The organism is Shewanella sp. ISS20 (genome assembly GCF_056522965.1).
On the sequence record NZ_JAWRZK010000001.1, the window covers coordinates 2,500,340 to 2,517,267 of the forward strand.

Annotated in this window: 18 protein-coding genes; 16 read left to right on the forward strand and 2 right to left on the reverse strand. The window is 46.7% G+C overall.

All coding sequences use genetic code 11. The features are described 5' to 3' along the window. Positions 1 to 32 precede the first annotated feature (32 nt). Positions 33 to 2,228 (forward strand): primosomal protein N', encoded by a 2,196-nt coding sequence (priA, locus tag AC1HDP_RS11405; protein WP_479639878.1) that lies wholly within the window; start codon positions 33 to 35, stop codon positions 2,226 to 2,228. Positions 2,229 to 2,299: 71 nt separating this feature from the next. Here priA and AC1HDP_RS11410 read toward each other — a convergent pair whose 3' ends face one another. Continuing rightward, the gene (locus tag AC1HDP_RS11410; RefSeq protein ID WP_140933827.1) at positions 2,300 to 2,956 is read right to left on the reverse strand and encodes a DedA family protein; all 657 of its coding nucleotides are present in this window, start codon (positions 2,954 to 2,956) and stop codon (positions 2,300 to 2,302) included. A 419-nt stretch (positions 2,957 to 3,375) separates the two neighbouring features. Between AC1HDP_RS11410 and argS the strand changes: the two genes are divergently transcribed. The 5 genes from argS to AC1HDP_RS11435 all read left to right on the forward strand — a co-directional run bounded on the left by argS (position 3,376) and on the right by AC1HDP_RS11435 (position 8,448). Continuing rightward, positions 3,376 to 5,121 (forward strand): arginine--tRNA ligase, encoded by a 1,746-nt coding sequence (gene argS, locus AC1HDP_RS11415; RefSeq protein WP_479638872.1) that lies wholly within the window; start codon positions 3,376 to 3,378, stop codon positions 5,119 to 5,121. A gap of 8 nt (positions 5,122 to 5,129) precedes the next feature. Beyond that, positions 5,130 to 5,729: an SPOR domain-containing protein gene (locus AC1HDP_RS11420; RefSeq protein WP_479638873.1), complete on the forward strand. Its 600-nt coding sequence runs from the start codon at positions 5,130 to 5,132 to the stop codon at positions 5,727 to 5,729. A gap of 178 nt (positions 5,730 to 5,907) precedes the next feature. Then, on the forward strand, positions 5,908 to 6,432 hold the full coding sequence (gene hslV, locus AC1HDP_RS11425; RefSeq protein ID WP_140933832.1) for an ATP-dependent protease subunit HslV: 525 nt from the start codon (positions 5,908 to 5,910) through the stop codon (positions 6,430 to 6,432). 24 nt (positions 6,433 to 6,456) lie between these two features. Next, entirely contained in the window at positions 6,457 to 7,788 is a 1,332-nt protein-coding gene (hslU, locus tag AC1HDP_RS11430) for an HslU--HslV peptidase ATPase subunit (RefSeq protein ID WP_140933834.1), read from the forward strand. Between the two features lie 276 nt (positions 7,789 to 8,064). Further along, the gene (locus AC1HDP_RS11435) at positions 8,065 to 8,448 is read left to right on the forward strand and encodes a gamma-butyrobetaine hydroxylase family protein (RefSeq protein ID WP_479638874.1); all 384 of its coding nucleotides are present in this window, start codon (positions 8,065 to 8,067) and stop codon (positions 8,446 to 8,448) included. A 130-nt stretch (positions 8,449 to 8,578) separates the two neighbouring features. On the opposite strand, the gene AC1HDP_RS11440 is transcribed toward AC1HDP_RS11435, so the two are convergent. After that, a complete protein-coding gene (locus AC1HDP_RS11440) occupies positions 8,579 to 8,836 on the reverse strand; it encodes a YgjV family protein (RefSeq protein WP_479638875.1) in 258 nt (85 codons plus the stop codon). Between the two features lie 209 nt (positions 8,837 to 9,045). Between AC1HDP_RS11440 and rraA the strand changes: the two genes are divergently transcribed. The 10 genes from rraA to AC1HDP_RS11490 all read left to right on the forward strand — a co-directional run bounded on the left by rraA (position 9,046) and on the right by AC1HDP_RS11490 (position 16,927). Next, a complete protein-coding gene (gene rraA, locus AC1HDP_RS11445; protein ID WP_140933839.1) occupies positions 9,046 to 9,531 on the forward strand; it encodes a ribonuclease E activity regulator RraA in 486 nt (161 codons plus the stop codon). Positions 9,532 to 9,772: 241 nt separating this feature from the next. Beyond that, the gene (locus AC1HDP_RS11450) at positions 9,773 to 10,795 is read left to right on the forward strand and encodes a formimidoylglutamase (RefSeq protein ID WP_479638876.1); all 1,023 of its coding nucleotides are present in this window, start codon (positions 9,773 to 9,775) and stop codon (positions 10,793 to 10,795) included. A 190-nt stretch (positions 10,796 to 10,985) separates the two neighbouring features. After that, the gene (ubiE, locus tag AC1HDP_RS11455) at positions 10,986 to 11,741 is read left to right on the forward strand and encodes a bifunctional demethylmenaquinone methyltransferase/2-methoxy-6-polyprenyl-1,4-benzoquinol methylase UbiE (protein ID WP_140933841.1); all 756 of its coding nucleotides are present in this window, start codon (positions 10,986 to 10,988) and stop codon (positions 11,739 to 11,741) included. 1 nt (position 11,742) lies between these two features. After that, positions 11,743 to 12,357, forward strand: coding sequence for a ubiquinone biosynthesis accessory factor UbiJ (locus tag AC1HDP_RS11460; protein ID WP_479638877.1), 615 nt, complete (start codon positions 11,743 to 11,745; stop codon positions 12,355 to 12,357). Further along, on the forward strand, positions 12,354 to 14,003 hold the full coding sequence (gene ubiB, locus AC1HDP_RS11465) for a ubiquinone biosynthesis regulatory protein kinase UbiB (protein ID WP_479638878.1): 1,650 nt from the start codon (positions 12,354 to 12,356) through the stop codon (positions 14,001 to 14,003). The genes AC1HDP_RS11460 and ubiB overlap by 4 nt, the downstream gene beginning before the upstream one ends. Before the next feature lie 63 nt (positions 14,004 to 14,066). Beyond that, positions 14,067 to 14,327, forward strand: a complete 261-nt coding sequence (gene tatA / locus AC1HDP_RS11470; protein ID WP_140933846.1) for a Sec-independent protein translocase subunit TatA — start codon at positions 14,067 to 14,069, stop codon at positions 14,325 to 14,327. Between the two features lie 6 nt (positions 14,328 to 14,333). Next, the gene (tatB, locus tag AC1HDP_RS11475; RefSeq protein WP_479638879.1) at positions 14,334 to 14,750 is read left to right on the forward strand and encodes a Sec-independent protein translocase protein TatB; all 417 of its coding nucleotides are present in this window, start codon (positions 14,334 to 14,336) and stop codon (positions 14,748 to 14,750) included. 3 nt (positions 14,751 to 14,753) lie between these two features. After that, entirely contained in the window at positions 14,754 to 15,509 is a 756-nt protein-coding gene (gene tatC, locus AC1HDP_RS11480) for a twin-arginine translocase subunit TatC (protein ID WP_140933849.1), read from the forward strand. 109 nt (positions 15,510 to 15,618) lie between these two features. Next, positions 15,619 to 16,134 (forward strand): type VI secretion system-associated protein TagO, encoded by a 516-nt coding sequence (locus AC1HDP_RS11485; protein ID WP_479638880.1) that lies wholly within the window; start codon positions 15,619 to 15,621, stop codon positions 16,132 to 16,134. Position 16,135: 1 nt separating this feature from the next. Next, the gene (locus AC1HDP_RS11490) at positions 16,136 to 16,927 is read left to right on the forward strand and encodes a TatD family hydrolase (RefSeq protein WP_479639879.1); all 792 of its coding nucleotides are present in this window, start codon (positions 16,136 to 16,138) and stop codon (positions 16,925 to 16,927) included. Position 16,928: the final 1 nt, after the last annotated feature.

Consider the following 16,928-nt stretch of genomic DNA (forward strand, 5'->3'; position numbering starts at 1 on the left):
GTATTTTATTCTAAGAGATTATTTGTATCATGATAGAAAAGTTTGCCGACGTCGCCCTTCCCGTTCCCATGCGACAAAACTTTAGTTATCGCCTCACTAGCCAACAAGCCATAGATGCCAAGCCAGGCTGCCGGGTACGAGTTCCCTTTGGTCGTCAGCAACTTATTGGCATTATTGCCGCTATAACCGATCACTGTAACTTACCAACAACACAAATCAAGTCAGTGACTAGCTTGCTTGACCTTGAACCTTTACTAGCACCACCTTTATTACAGTTAATTGAGCGCGGCGCCCGTTATTACCTAGCGAGCCTTGGGCAAATGCTTACGCAGGCGCTACCTACCGCCCTGCGAAAAGGTGCTAGCAGTGATGCAAAAACTGAAATTTATTATCAATTAACCGCCGCTGGCCAAGTCCTTAAAGATACTGATTTTAAACGCGCCACCAGCCAGCTTAAAATTTGGCAAACGTTAAGCACTGATAAACTCGCCAAAGAGCAATGCCAAGCATTAGGTTTAAGCGCACCATCGCTTAAGACTATGGAGCAAAAAGGTTGGCTTGAAACTATTGAAGTGGCGCCTATTGAGGATCTTAGTTGGCGCGACAACATTATTCTGCTGGAAACCCCGTTACACTTAAATACCGAGCAAGCGGTGGCGGTCGCCGCCATTAATAGCCGCACTGGTTTTTATCCAAGCTTAATCGAAGGCATTACTGGTTCGGGTAAAACCGAAGTGTATTTATCCCTGCTCGAAAAGGTATTGGCTGCAGGCAAACAGGCCTTAATATTAGTGCCAGAAATTGGCTTGACGCCGCAAACTATTGATCGTTTCCGCAGCCGTTTTAAGGTGCATGTCGCCGTTATCCATTCTGGATTAACTGATAATCAGCGCCTACATGCGTGGCAAAAATCCCGCAGTGGTGAGGCCGCCATTATTATTGGTACGCGCTCGGCGTTATTCACCCCCATGCGCTATCCCGGCATTATTATTCTGGATGAAGAACACGATAGCAGTTTTAAGCAGCAAGAAGGTGTGGGTTATCACGCCCGAGATTTAGCGGTTATGCGCGCGCAATTAGAGCAAATTCCCGTGGTACTGGGCTCAGCTACGCCATCTCTAGAGACACTCAACAATGCCTTATCTGGGCGTTATGGCCATTTAAGCTTAAATGAGCGCGCTGGCAAGGCTAAAAAAGTGCGTCAGGGCATTATTGATATTCGCAATCAACCGCTTAATTGCGGCATGTCGAGTGCCCTTATCAATGAAATGCGCCTTCATCTTGATGCAGGCAATCAAGTTTTGCTGTTTCTTAACCGCCGCGGCTTTGCGCCAGCGCTTATCTGCCATGAATGCGGCCATTTACACGAATGCGATCGCTGTGACGCCTTTTTTACTGTGCATCAAGCCTTAAATGAAATCTGCTGTCATCACTGCGGCAACCAACACCCCATTCCCAAGCAGTGCCATCAATGCGGCAGCACTATGCTCGCAGGCCAAGGCATAGGCACAGAGCAATTAGAGCAAACCTTAGCAGAATTATTCCCGCAATATCCTGTGGTACGCATAGACAGAGACAGCACGCGCCTCAAAGGTTCATTAGAGCGGCACTTAGGCGCCATTCATCGCGGTGAATTTAAGATCTTGGTGGGCACGCAAATGTTGGCCAAGGGTCATCATTTCCCCGATGTCACGTTAGTTGGACTATTAGATGTTGATGGCGCGCTCTTTAGTGCCGATTTTAGGGCGCCAGAGCGGTTCGGGCAGTTGTATACACAAGTGGCGGGTCGCGCTGGCCGCGCGGCAAAACCAGGCACTGTGCTACTGCAAACCCATCAGCATGATAATCCCTTGCTTAAAGAGTTATTGCATAAAGGCTATGGTGATTTTGCCAGACAGCAACTGCAAGAAAGAACTATGGCCTTGTTGCCACCAGTATGGCACATGGTGTTAGTGAGAGCGGAAGCGCATCGCGCAGAAGATGCCGATGCCCTGTTAAATGCCATCGCTAACTTACTCCCCCATGACAGGGAATTTGAAATTATTGGCCCACTGCCAGCACCATTAGATCGCAAAGCCGGCAAATTTAGACGACAACTGATGTTTCAAGCCAAAGATAGACAAAGATTACAACGAGAGTGCGAGCGCATTTTGCCTTTGGTGACTCACTTGCCAGAGACCAAGCGCTGCCGCTGGAGTTTTGATAGAGATCCACAAGACTTGTTGTAATGGGAAGCAGTAATAACAAATAGTGGGGGAGCAATGGGCAGTTGGTCTGCACCAACTGCCTCGAAACAAGCTTAGCCTTTACGCCACTTATGGCGAAACTTAATAATCAGCCAGCTGCTAATAGCCAAAATAAGCGTGATCACAGGGGCTGCCATTAAAATCATGGTAGCCACTTTACTTACAGGCTCAGGTAAAGACGGCAATAAATAGCCAAGCCCCACCAGCAGCGCCGTCCACAGCAAAGCACTTAACCAAGCAAAACCATAAAATTTAACGCTATTGTGCATACGCATGCCCATCATTAACGGCAACAATGAGCGCACTACAGGAATAAAACGGGCGCAAAATAAGGCAATTAAGCCATGACGACTAAGTAGCTTATCAACGGTTTGCAGCCTGTTACTCGGTACAGCATTGACCCAACCTTGAACTCGCGGTAAACGATTCAGTAATCGCCCTTGCACAAAAGCCAAATAACTACCAAAGCCCGCGGCGATAAATATCAGCAACAAAATGACCAAGGGATTGAGCACACCAACTGCCGCTAAGGTGCCAGAAAGAATCACGACGCTATCGCAAGGCAAAGGTGCCGCGGGCAAAAAAGCACTTTCTAAAAAAATCAACGTGGCGACACACGCATAAATCACTAACGCGCTGCCAGGGGATTGCAGCGCGACAAAATCATGATGCCATAAGGCTTGTAACACACTGCCGACTGAGTCCAGCATGATCATACTCCAAATTTAGAAGCTGCCGATTGGCACAAAACAACATCAGAGCCGCTCTTTTAGGGAGCATTACTGCATGGCGAAAACAATGAGAACACAGAATAAAAACTCAGACACAGTATGAGCCAACAAGGCCAAACAACAAGTACTTCTAAGGCAAAATTCATCTCAAGTCTTTTACCGTCAAATCTTATAAAAATCAAGCACAACAATAGCTAACGCAGTATTGCCCTATGATTAAGTGAACGCAATTTAATCATAGGGCAAGACCTAAGCCCAGCTGTGTTTAGCTTGAAATTAGTCACTGAAATCGACTAGGTTGACAAAATTTCATCCTGAAGATGGCTTTTAACCATCACAAGAGGCTAGAATGCTTGATCATTCTGTTCCTATTTTTGCCATCTGTGTCGGTTAAGCCAATGAAATCACATATCCACTCTTTACTCGAACAAACTGTCGATCAATTGAAACAACAAGGCATTTTGCCGTCTGACTTTGAAGCACGTATTCTGGTCGATAGAACCAAAGACAAGAGCCACGGAGATTTGGCGACCAATTTAGCAATGATGCTGACCAAAGCCGCAGGTAAAAATCCACGCGAATTAGCCCAGTTGCTTATCGATAACCTGCCAGCCTCAAGCTATGTTTCTAAAGTAGAAATTGCCGGACCAGGCTTTATCAACTTTTTCATCGATGACAGCGCCTTAGCTAAGCAACTGCAAACCGCATTGGCGGACGATCATTTAGGGATTACCCTGCCTGAACGTCAAACTATCGTAGTGGATTACTCATCCCCTAACCTTGCTAAAGAAATGCACGTAGGCCACTTACGTTCCACCATTATTGGTGATGCATGCGCGCGCGCGTTAGAGTTTTTAGGCCACAAGGTCATTCGTCAAAACCACGTAGGCGACTGGGGTACCCAATTTGGTATGCTGCTGGCCTATATGGAAGAGCTGCGCGCCCAACACGGTGAGCATGCCGAATTAGAATTATCTGATTTAGAAGGTTTTTACCGCGCTGCCAAGTTACGTTTTGATGAGTCTGAAGATTTTGCCACTCGCGCTCGTAATTTAGTGGTTGAGCTGCAATCAGGCGATGAGTATTGCCATAAACTGTGGCAGCAATTTAACGATATCTCACTCAACCATTGTTTTGATATCTATCAGCGTTTAGGCGTCAGCATGACCCGCGCCGATGTTAAAGGTGAAAGCACCTATAACGATGACTTACCAGTGATTGTTAGCGATTTAGCTGCCGAAGGTTTGCTGTCTGAAAGCAACGGTGCCAAAGTGGTGTTCCAAGAAGAATTCCGCACTAAAGAAGGCGAGCCACTGCCCGTTATCATCCAGAAAGCTGATGGCGGTTATCTGTATGCGACTAGCGATTTAGCCTCTATTCGCTATCGCGCTAATGTACTTAAGGCCGATCGCGTACTGTACTTTGTTGACTTACGCCAAGCCCTGCACTTCCAGCAAGTGTTTTCACTGGCGAAGAAAGCCGGCTTTGCTCCAGAATCTGTGAGCTTAGAGCACTTAGGTTTTGGCACAATGAACGGTGAAGATGGTCGTCCGTTTAAGACTCGCTCTGGCGGCGTAGTTAAACTGGTTGATTTGCTGATTGAAGCTAACACCCGCGCGCTGGAATTAGTTCGCAGCAAGAATCCAGACATGGATGCAGAAACGCTGGAAAATATCGCCCGCGTTGTTGGCATTAGCTCAGTGAAGTATGCGGATTTATCCAAGAACCGCGCCAGCGATTATATCTTCAGCTTTGAGCAAATGCTTAGCTTTGAAGGCAATACCGCGCCTTACTTACTGTATGCCTTTACTCGTGTTGCCGGCATCTTTAAGCGCGCCGAAAACATTGATTTAAGCAATGCCAGCATTGAATTAACTCACGACAAAGAGAAAGAGCTTGGCAACAAGTTAGCTCAGTTCGGTGAAGTATTAAATCGCATGGTCGCTAAAGGTCAACCTCACGCCTTATGCGCCTATTTATACGAACTGGCCGGTAACTTCTCAAGCTTCTATGAGGCGTGCCCAGTTTTGGCCGCTGAAAGTGAAACACAAATGAAGAGCCGATTGTTGTTAGCTAAATTAACTGCCAAGACCTTAAAGCAAGGTTTAGATTTACTTGGCATTGAAACGCTTGAAAGGATGTAAGGCGACTAATGACAAACCGTGACTACGCCAATAGAAAACCGCGCAGCACAGGCACCCCCCGCAAAGCGACTGGTGGTCGGACTGCAAAACGCAGTTCGGCTGCAGCTAATGGACAAAAGCCTAACTTTTTGTTGATTGTTATCGCAGTTATCTTGATTGGGGGCTTTGGCTATTTCTTATATTTCCTCAAGTCTGGCAGTGATACTCCAGCAGCCCCTGTAACGGCTGAAGCGCCAGTCAAGGCCACTAAGCCTGCGGCAAAACCCGATCCGAATGCACTACCGCCTAAACCTAAGGAAGAGTGGAGCTATCAAAAGGAGCTGGAAAATAAGCAAGTGATTATCGACTTGCCGGTTGAGACTAAACCCACCAGACCTTATCAGATGCAATGCGGTTCATTTCGCTCTGAATCTCAAGCCAATGAAATGAAAGCGGTTATCGCTTTTCAAGGGTTAGAAGCGCAAGTGCGCAGAACCGATGGTGCTAAAGGTACTTGGTTTAAGGTGGTCTTAGGTCCTTACGAGCGCAAGCGTGAGGCTGAACGCCAGCGCCACAAGCTGCAAAAAGTTGGCATCAATGGTTGTCAAGTGTGGCTGTGGGAAGGATAGGCGAGTTTTAGTCAGCAATTGTTACCGTTATACTCCTAACGCCGAGCCTTATGTGCTCGGCGTTTGTTTATTCTCAACCCCTCACAATTCCCCCCTTGATATTCGTTAAGATACCCCCATATTTATAGTTATCGCACCGCCAATGATTATATTGGCTGGCACTTAAAGAGGAATTATCGTGACCACTATCGTATCTGTACGCCGCAACAATCAAGTCGTTATTGCTGGTGATGGCCAAGTGTCACTCGGCAACACGGTAATGAAAGGCAATGCCAAAAAAGTACGCCGCCTTTACCACGGTAAAGTTTTAGCCGGTTTTGCCGGGGGTACCGCTGATGCCTTTACTCTATTTGAGCGTTTTGAAGCCAAACTCGAAATGCACCAAGGTCACTTGTTAAAATCGGCGGTTGAACTCGCTAAAGATTGGCGCACCGATCGCATGCTCAGAAAACTCGAAGCCATGCTAGTGGTTGCTGACACTGAATGCTCATTAATCATCACAGGTAATGGTGATGTCGTGCAGCCAGAGCATGACTTAATCGCCATTGGCTCAGGAGGCAACTATGCCCAAGCCGCTGCGTTAGCCTTATTACAAAACACTGAACTTGACGCTCGCAACATCTGCGAAAAAGCGCTCACCATAGCCGGTGATATTTGCGTGTTTACCAATCAGTTCAAAACGATTGAAGAAATTAACTATTAATCTTAGAGCGTTAGAGGTATTACCATGTCTGAAATGACTCCACGTGAGATAGTACACGAGTTAGATGCTCACATTATTGGTCAGCACAAGGCCAAACGCTCTGTTGCCATTGCCCTGCGTAATCGCTGGCGCCGGATGCAGTTAGACGCCAATCTTCGTCAAGAAGTCACCCCTAAAAATATTCTAATGATTGGCCCTACCGGTGTTGGTAAAACAGAAATTGCCCGCCGCTTAGCCAAACTTGCCAAAGCGCCATTTATTAAGGTTGAAGCTACTAAATTCACCGAAGTGGGTTATGTGGGTAAAGAAGTGGAACAAATTATCCGCGATCTTACCGATTCCGCAGTTAAGATGACCCGCGAACAACAAATGGTTAAGTGCCGCACGCGCGCTGAAGAAGCCGCCGAAGAGCGTATTCTTGATGCCTTATTGCCTAGACCAAAAGATGACTGGGACAATGACAGCAAGAGCGATACCCAGTCTCATACTCGCCAGATTTTCCGTAAGAAATTACGTGAAGGTGAGCTTAACGATAAAGAAATTGAACTGGATTTAGCTCAGCCACAAGCCGGTGTAAACATCATGTCGCCACCTGGCATGGAAGAAATGACTAACCAGTTACAAAGCCTGTTTCAGAACATGGGTAATGCGCCGACTAAACGCCGTAAGCTAAAAATCAAAGATGCCTTTAAGCAATTGATTGAAGAAGAAGCGGCTAAGTTGGTGAACCAAGAAGACTTAAAAGAGCAAGCGATTGAATTAGTTGAGCAGCACGGCATAGTCTTCTTAGATGAAATCGATAAGATTTGTAAGCGCGGCGAAAGCTCAGGCCCTGATGTGTCTCGCGAAGGCGTGCAGCGCGATTTACTGCCATTAGTGGAAGGTTGTACAGTAACCACTAAGCACGGCATGGTAAAGACTGACCATATTCTGTTTATTGCTTCTGGCGCATTCCAAATGGCTAAGCCATCGGATTTAATTCCAGAACTGCAAGGTCGTCTGCCAATTCGTGTTGAGCTTGATGCGCTAAGCGCTGAAGATTTTGAGCGTATTTTAACTGAACCACATGCCTCACTCACCACTCAGTATATTGCGCTGATGGCCACCGAAGGCGTGCACATTGAATTTGCAGAGTCTGCCATTAAACGCATTGCGCGTGCAGCATGGCAAGTGAACGAGCGCACCGAAAACATTGGTGCTCGACGTCTGCATACTGTGATGGAAAAGCTGATTGAAGATATCTCTTATGATGCTTCTGAACAATCTGGCAGCCGCATAGTTATTGATGCTGAATATGTTGATGCTCACTTAGATGCGTTAGTAGAAGATGAAGATTTAAGCCGCTTTATTCTCTAATACTGCTCTGATGCGCCGCGCTCGATAGTATTTGACACTTGAGAGTGCGGCGTTTTGTTAATGCCGACCTAAGCCGTTACCCACCACTTCCAAATTCAATCGTTAATCTATCTTAAGTAAAGCCACTATAGACCTAGAAATGCCAGCAACTTGCACTGTCACACAGCGAGTTATACTATGACGCTCCTATTTTCAACCAATGCAAAGTTCTCAAGAAGAGAGCGATGAGCACGCCTCATTCGTAGCCACTTGAGCTCAGGCTGATGGATATTGTTTATGACAACCCCACTTGTGACCTCGTTAAAATTAAAAAGAAAGTCTCGCATTCTTGAAGTAGGTTTTAGCGATGGCAGCTTACATCAAATGACCTGTGAATTCTTGCGAGTACACTCACCGTCTGCCGAAGTGCACGGCCATGGTAATCCTGTGTTAGTCACGCACAAAAAAAACGTCAATATCAGTGCCATTGAACCCGTTGGCAATTATGCCGTTAAGTTAGTGTTTGATGATGGCCACGATACTGGGTTGTTTTCATGGCAAGTGCTGTTTGACTTAGCTACTCATCAAACTGAGTTATGGCCGCAATATTTAGCCCGTTTACGCGCCGCTAAAGGCTCGCGCGAACCGCTAATTGCTATGAATATTAAGTATTCAGATTAATAAAAATTAGCCGCTATGGTTTCTTTAAACTTGCACCTGCAATTTTTGCAGCGTTCAACCTTGGGTGTGTTAAAGCTTGGGCGTTAAACCTTGCGGCGCTACATGCTAGCGCATTGCATCTGAGATAGACTCAAAGCGGGTTGTTTCGTTCACTTGACGCCTGCTTTTGGCGGTTGATTTTAATTAAATGATAACTATTTATTCCAGCCACAAAAGCATTCATCACAGCCACAGGCCAAGCTAAAATCAGCACGCCATAAACGGTAAAAGCCACACAGCCGACAAAGTTTAGCCAGCGCAGCCAGATGATGTCTTTCATCATTAATGAAATGGCCACCATCACCGAGGCAAAATAGCCAAGAATGTCAACCCACAGGTTATGCTCCATCGTGCCCTCAGTCACTCAATATTGGCAATCTTAATTATCATTAAAGATTGGCATCATTTGGCTCGACTCGCCAAACTACCGCCCTCGCTAATTTCACTCTTATCTATTCCAAGCCATTGCGTGATTGATAACGCTTTTCTTTTCAATAAAGCCTTATATACTGGCTCAAGACTCTTGATTATTCTGCCTAACCGGCAAGGGGAATTTATATGGAATACAACACTTCAGAACTGTGTGACATGTTCATTGATGTGGTTGATGTGGTCGAACCTATGTTCAGCAATTATGGTGGCTGTAGCTCCTTTGGCGGAGCCATTAGCACCATTAAATGCTATGAAGATAATGGCTTGATTACTGAGGTTCTCTCTGAAGATGGTCAAGGTAAGGTGTTATTAGTCGATGGCGGTGGTTCACTGCGCCGCGCACTCGTGGATGCCAGCATAGCCCAGTTAGCCGTTAATAATAATTGGGAAGGCATACTTGTGTATGGTTCAGTGCGCGATGTCGATGCTTTAGAAGAATTAGACATTGGTATTCAAGCGGTTGCCTCGATTCCTGTCGGCGCCGATGCCAATGGCGTGGGTGAAGTCGATGTGCCGGTCAATTTCGGTGGCGTGACCTTCTTGCCTGGCGATCACCTTTATGCGGACAATACCGGCGTAATTTTATCGCCAGAACCGCTCGATCTTGAATAAACTAATGAACGATATCCACTAGTGCTATCTACTTACTTCAGCTATTAGCGTTAGCTTCAAGCAATAGATATGAACAATAGATATAAACAATAGATATGAGCAATCGATACTCGCACTAGAGTCTATACGCCTACTCGCACCGTTAACTCGGTGACATCATCAGGGAGCATTCGCTCCCTGTTATTTTTTTTATCCGCGCTAAGGGCTATGATGAGCCATCTCATCATGACACGGATAGCCCATGATTCATTTAGCTCACATAAGCCCAAACCACATCAGCGAGATGGTCAGTCAGCGCCCGCTAGAAACTCATATTGGCGAGCAATGTCAGTGGTTAACCGAGTTAAACCCAGCAGCGTTAAGCCAAGCTAAGCAGCAAGGCGCTCGCTTTGCACTGTTAGGTATTAACGAAGACATAGGCCCGCGGGCAAATCTTGGTCGCGGCGGCAGTGGCCCTGGGTTTTTAGCCTGTCTAAAACAACTACTCAATTGGCAAGCTAATGATTTTTTTCAAGCAGAGCAACTGCTGATAATGGGTGAAATCAACTTGTCTATACCCGTTGGCAGCGCTGAGGATTTACGCCAGCAACTACCACTACTTGATGAAACTGTGAGTCACGTGACTCAACAATTACTGCGCGCTGGGCTTGAGCCTATTATCATCGGCGGCGGCCATAACAATGCTTTTGGATTGATAGATGCCCTCTATCAAGTCACATCCCTTCCCGTCACCGCCGTTAATCTTGACCCTCACAGTGATTTCAGACCAACCGAAGGGCGCCACAGTGGTAACGGCTTTAGTTATGCCGCACAAAGCGGCGCCTTAGGCCAATATCAAATACTTGGGCTACATGAACACAAAAACAGCCGCGCGAGTTTGCAGCAATTAGCCCAGTTCAATGGCCGCTTTCACAGCTATCAGGCGATTTGGCAGCGCCGCCAACTGAGCCTAACGGATGCTATTGCCGACATCATCAAGCATTTACACCAAGGCGCGCCATTAGCCTTAGAGCTAGATGTTGATGCGATTAATGACATGCCATCAAGCGCCATGACCTGCGCTGGCGTGCCTTTGGCGGATGCTTGTTATTATCTATACCGTTTTGGCCGCGAATGTCAGCCGCACTATTGTCACTTGGCTGAGGCGGCGCCTAGTTGTCACCCCGCAGGATTTGAGGCTGGTATGCGCCATAGCGGCCAAGCATTAGCAGAACTGGTGATGAGTTATATTCAGGGGCGGTTAAGTCACTTATTACCGCGCTAATTTAGCGACTACAAGCATTTAGCTTAGGGGATAGGTTCACCCCGCCGCCGCTTTATGGTCTAATGCCCAATCTAAAGGTCAAGTACCGGAATCAAGGACTGGATCACAGAGTGTTGGTTTAAGGATTTTGCCCGTGCTGGCTTTATCTTACACTCCCCCATTACTTCTGAAGCGAATAGGATACATTGCCATGTCTGAGGACAAGCCAAATAGCACTCATTTTGGTTATAAAACCGTTGATGCCGATAAGAAAGCCGAGTTAGTTGCTGGGGTTTTCCACTCGGTTGCAGCTAAATACGACATCATGAACGATGTTATGTCCTTTGGGATCCATCGCTTGTGGAAGCGTTTCACCATTCAAACTGCGGGCGCTCGCCCTGGCATGAAGGTGTTAGATTTGGCCGGTGGTACTGGTGATTTAACCGCTAAGTTTTCTAAGTTAGTCGGTGACAAAGGCCAAGTGGTGTTAGCTGACATCAATGATTCCATGCTAAAAGTGGGCCGCAGTAAACTGCGCGACCGCGGCATTATCGGCAATGTTAGCTATGTGCAAGCCAATGCTGAAGCCCTGCCATTTCCTGATAATCATTTTGATATCATTACCATCGCCTTTGGTCTGCGTAACGTCACTGATAAAGATGCGGCGCTGCGCTCTATGCAGCGTGTCTTAAAGCCAGGCGGTAAATTACTGGTGTTAGAGTTTTCAACTCCGCAGCATGAAATCATGCGCAAAGTGTATGATGTTTATAGCTTCAAAGTGCTACCTAAGATGGGTGACTTCATCACTAAAGATGCTGGCAGCTATGAGTATCTGGCTGAATCGATTCGCATGCACCCAGATCAAGAAACCTTAAAAGCTATGATGCAAAATGCTGGTTTTGAGCAAGTGGAATACACCAACATGACTGACGGTGTTGTGGCATTACATAAAGGATTCAAATTCTAACATGTTGATTGAATGGCCTATGTTAGTGTGCGGCTTGGTAGAAACCGGCCTAGAGCGCTTACAAAAGCAAGCCCCCCATGAATATCGCAGCAGTCAGCTTATTGGCAAGGTGATCGTCATTGAGCTTGCCCAGTTGCCATTCCCATTATGTTTGATTTGTCACGATAGCATAGCAGTGCTGAGCGACTACAAAGCTCAGCACGATGTGCGTTTACGCACAGATATCGCCACTTTAATCGCCCTCACTCGCGGCGAGAGCGTTACTGACTTAATCAAGCAAGATAAGTTAGTGCTTGAAGGCGATATTCAGGTGTTGCAAGCATTAAGCCGCTATCTACAAATGAACCCACCTGATTTAGCCGAGCCATTATCGCAGTTAATTGGCGATGTCCCCGTGCATCATCTTGAGCAAGCGGGCCGCTCGGCTATCGAGTTCTCTCAATACTTATGGCAAGCCAGCTGGCAACACATGGGTGAATTAGCGACCGAAGAATATCGAATCGCTCCGCATCGCATTGAATTTATTCACAGATGCGATGAAATTGAACAACTTGAACGTGACACCCAAGCGTTACAACAAAGAATAAGCCAGTTGATTGCTAAGGTAAGCTCATGACTCTCGCTAGTATTCGCCGTGGCTACCATGTGCTGCGCACCTTATTACGTTTTGGGCTAGATAAAGCCATTCCTGCCAAGCAGCGCCCTAAATCATTAACCTTAATTAAATGCGCCTTATTTTGGGTGCGCGATCAGCATCCTGATATGCACCATGCTGAACGGCTGAAATTGGCCATGCAAGAGCTTGGTCCCGTTTACATTAAATTGGGGCAAATGTTATCTACACGCCGCGATTTACTCGATGATGAATGGGCTGAGCAACTGGCCATGCTGCAAGATAGAGTGCCGCCATTTGCCGCGGAACTTGCTCGCGCTGCCATTGAAGCTGAGCTGCAAGCGCCGCTTGCTAGCTTGTTTGATGATTTTGACGATACCCCGCTAGCATCGGCCTCCATTAGCCAAGTGCATACCGCGACGTTAAAATCCACCGGCGAAGCCGTGGTGCTTAAAGTCCTGCGTACTAATGTTGAGCAGCAAATTTTAGCCGACCTTGAGCTCATGGAGCAAAGCGCTAAGCTGCTTAACTGGTTGCTCGGTGATGATAACCGTTTACGCCCGATTGAAGTGGTGGCCGATTATCGCACTACCATTTTAGGTGAGCTCAATTTAAAGCTTGAAGCCCACAATGCTGTGCGCCTGCGCAATAACTTCATTGACTCTAACGCCTTATACATTCCTTATGTCTATGAAGATTTATGCTTTCCACGCCTCATGGTGATGGAGCGTATTTATGGCATTCCAGTGTCTGACATTGCCGCCTTAAAAGCCCAAGGCACTAACTTAAAATTACTGGCTGAACGCGGCGTTGAACTGTTTTTCACACAAGTATTTCGTGATAATTTTTTCCATGCTGATATGCATCCTGGCAATATTTTTATCTCGCGGGAGCATCCAAACGACCCATTTTACATTGGCCTAGACTGTGGCATTATGGGCAGTTTGAACGATGAAGATAAGCGCTATTTAGCCGAAGTGTTACTGGCTTTTTTCAATCGTAATTATCACCGCATTGCCGAAGTCTATTTAGATTCAGGCTGGGTGACGAGTGACACTGACACTCAAGCGTTTGAGCAAGCAATAAAAGCTGTGTGCGAGCCGATGTTTAACAAACCGCTGAATGAAATATCTTTCGGTCATGTCTTGTTAGAACTGTTTCGCACTGCGCGCCAATTTAAAATTGTGGTGCAACCGCAACTGGTGCTGATAGAAAAAACCTTGTTATATATTGAAGGCTTAGGGCGACAACTCTACCCACAGCTGGATTTATGGCAAACAGCAAAACCGTTTCTTGAACAATGGATGACTGAGCAAGTTGGTCCTAAAGCCATGTTCAATAAGGTAAAGGCTAATCTGCCTTCTTGGTCAGACAAGATGCCTGAGTTACCAGAGCTGATTTATGACAACTTAACCATGGGTAAAAAGTTGTTAGGTAGCCAGCAGAAACTGCTCGACCACTACATAAAACACCAAAGACAGTTACATAAAAGCAATTACCTGCTGATATCGAGCGCCAGTTTATTGATCTGTGGCACAATATTTTTCAATCAGCAGGTTACACTATGGCCGGCAATCGTCTGCCTCAGCACAGCCGCAATATTATGGTTGTGGGGATGGCGATCTAGACCAAATAATCGCAAACTTTAGCTAGCACTAAATAACGACAGGTTCATAATAGAACCAAGTATATTCTTGAGAGGAAACCTACACATGGGTGGTATTAGCATTTGGCAACTTTTGATTATCGCACTGATCGTAGTGCTGTTATTCGGTACTAAGAAACTGCGCTCATTGGGCGGTGACTTAGGCGGCGCAGTAAAAGGCTTTAAAAACGCCATGTCTAGCGAAGAAGACAAGAAAGCTATCGAAGAGCAAACTGCTGCCACACAGGCGTCAGCTCAACCTACTCAAACCGCTCAATCAAGTGCGCCGGCCGCTGACAAGAAGCCAGACACTGAAAAGCAGGCGTAAAATCCTATGTTTGACGGTATCGGCTTTATGGAGCTGCTACTCATAGGCATCATAGGCCTAGTTGTACTAGGCCCTGAGCGCTTACCGGTAGCCGTTCGCACCATTTCAGGTTGGATCCGTGCGATGAAACGCATGGCCAACTCAGTCAAAGATGAGCTGGAGCATGAACTCAAAATTGAGCAATTGCATTCAGACCTAAAGAAAGCTGAAGATAAGGGATTATCCAATTTGTCGCCTGAGTTGCAAGAATCTATTGAGCAACTTAAGCAAGCGGCGCAGTCAGTTAACCGTCCTTATCAGGTGGAAGACGTTAAGACTCCAACCCCTGCTGACAGCGTTCAACCTAAGGTTGAACCTAGCGCGGCAGACACGGTTGCGCCGAGTGCAAATAATAATGACTCATCTCCAAAAGCTAACGGATAATTGATGTCGCAACAACAACCTTTAATTAGCCACTTGTTAGAGCTAAGAACCAAGCTGTTGCACGCCGTCGGCAGTGTATTGCTGGTATTTGTGTGCCTAGTGTATTGGGCACAAGATATTTACCACTATATGGCAACCCCTCTGCTGCAAGTCTTGCCAGAAACCGGCAGTATGATTGCAACTGATGTGGCAGCGCCTTTCTTTGCACCTTTCAAGCTGACTTTAGTCCTGTCATTTTTTGTTGCCGTGCCATACGTGCTGTACCAAATTTGGTCTTTTGTGGCGCCTGGGCTCTATAAGCATGAAAAGCGTTTAGTCATCCCCTTATTAGTCAGCAGTACCTTGCTGTTCTATTTAGGGATAGCGTTTGCTTACTATGTAGTTTTCCCTGTGGTGTTTGGTTTCTTCACCAGCGTGGCACCAGAAGGTGTTAATATCGCCACCGATATTAATAGCTACCTCAGTTTTGTATTGAAGCTGTTCTTTGCCTTTGGCCTCGCCTTTGAAATCCCAGTGGCAGTTATCTTGCTATGCTGGGCGGGCGTAACCACGGTTGCGGATCTTAAAGCTAAGCGTCCTTACATAGTGGTTGGCGCCTTTGTGGTCGGCATGATATTAACGCCGCCAGATATCATCTCGCAAACCATGCTAGCCATTCCTATGCTGATTTTATTTGAAGCGGGATTATTAGCAGCGCGTTTTTATAGCAAAAACGATGATGAAGACGACACTGACAAGCCAGAAAGCACAGATAAGTAACTAATACCAATAGACTGTTAGTCTATTGTTTTCGCAGCATTCATCCTTGGTGAATGCTGCGTTTTGTTTTAATCTGCCATGCCGCTGAATCACATAACAAGGACGTACCATGAAGACACCCACGCTCACCACTCTAGCAATTCTCTTTATCGCGACCCCAGCCGTTGCCAATATCCATCAGCAGTTAAGTCAATGCAGCAGCATTAGCGACAAGCTTGAGCGGCTGATTTGTTTTGATGAATTAGCCGCCAATGTCGACCCCGCATTAGCCTTAGCGCCAGCGGCTAAAGCGAGCGCAGCAGATACTGCAACTCAGGCCACATCTCAAGTAACAAGTCAGGCAGCAACCATCAATGCCGACACCAGTGCTGATTTTGGTAAAACTAAAAAAAGCACGAGCGATGAGCTTCAAAAAGTGTATTTAACTGTGGCAAAAGTCGATAGCGATGCCCGCGGCGATCTGGTTGTCACCTTTACCAACGGCCAAGCATGGCGACAAGTGGACGGTCGCCGTTATAAAATAAGCGTTGGCCAAGAGGTTTATATTGAGCGCGGCGCGCTCGGCTCTTTCCTGCTCGGGCAAGATGATAGAAATGGCGCAGTGAGGGTTAAGCGAGTTGACTAACGTGAAGCGTTACATAGATATTGCCGTTAATATTATTGGCAATTCCATGGAGACTCGCCTTGAGCAAGTGCTCGCGGATGCCGCCAGTGTGGGGGTTAGCCCCATCATCAATATTGGTAGTTCTTTAACTGAGAGCCAAGAGAGCCTTGAGTTGTGTCAGCGTTTTCCAAAGCAGATTTGGACAACCGCTGGCACCCATCCACACCATGCCAGTCAATGGGGTCAACACAGCCAGGAGCAATTGCGCCAGCTTTGCCAACAGCCCTGGGTAGTTGCTGTGGGGGAATGTGGCCTTGATTATAATCGCGACTTTTCACCGCGGCCGATGCAGCGCCAAGCCTTTAGCGAGCAGTTAGCGCTAGCCTGCGAATTAGGTTTACCGGTATTAATGCATGAGCGTGATGCCCATGACGACTTTTTGGTTATCCTCAAAGAATATCGCCCACAGCTTAGCCGAGCACTGCTGCATTGCTTTACTGGCACGCAGGCACAGATGGAAGCCTATATAGAACAAGACTTATACCTTGGCATTACTGGCTGGGTATGCGATGAACGCCGCGGCCAAGAGCTCGCGGAAGTAGTAAAACACATCCCAGCTAATCGCCTGCTTATCGAAACCGATAGCCCATATTTGTTACCGCGTTCCATGCGTCCTAAGCCAACATCTAGCCGCAACGAGCCTAAGTACCTCCCCTTTATAAGCGATAGTATTGCAAGCTTAAGACAGCAAGACTCACAGGAGTTTGCCGAGCAATGCTACCTTAATAGCCAACGATTTTTTAAACTTGATTGAT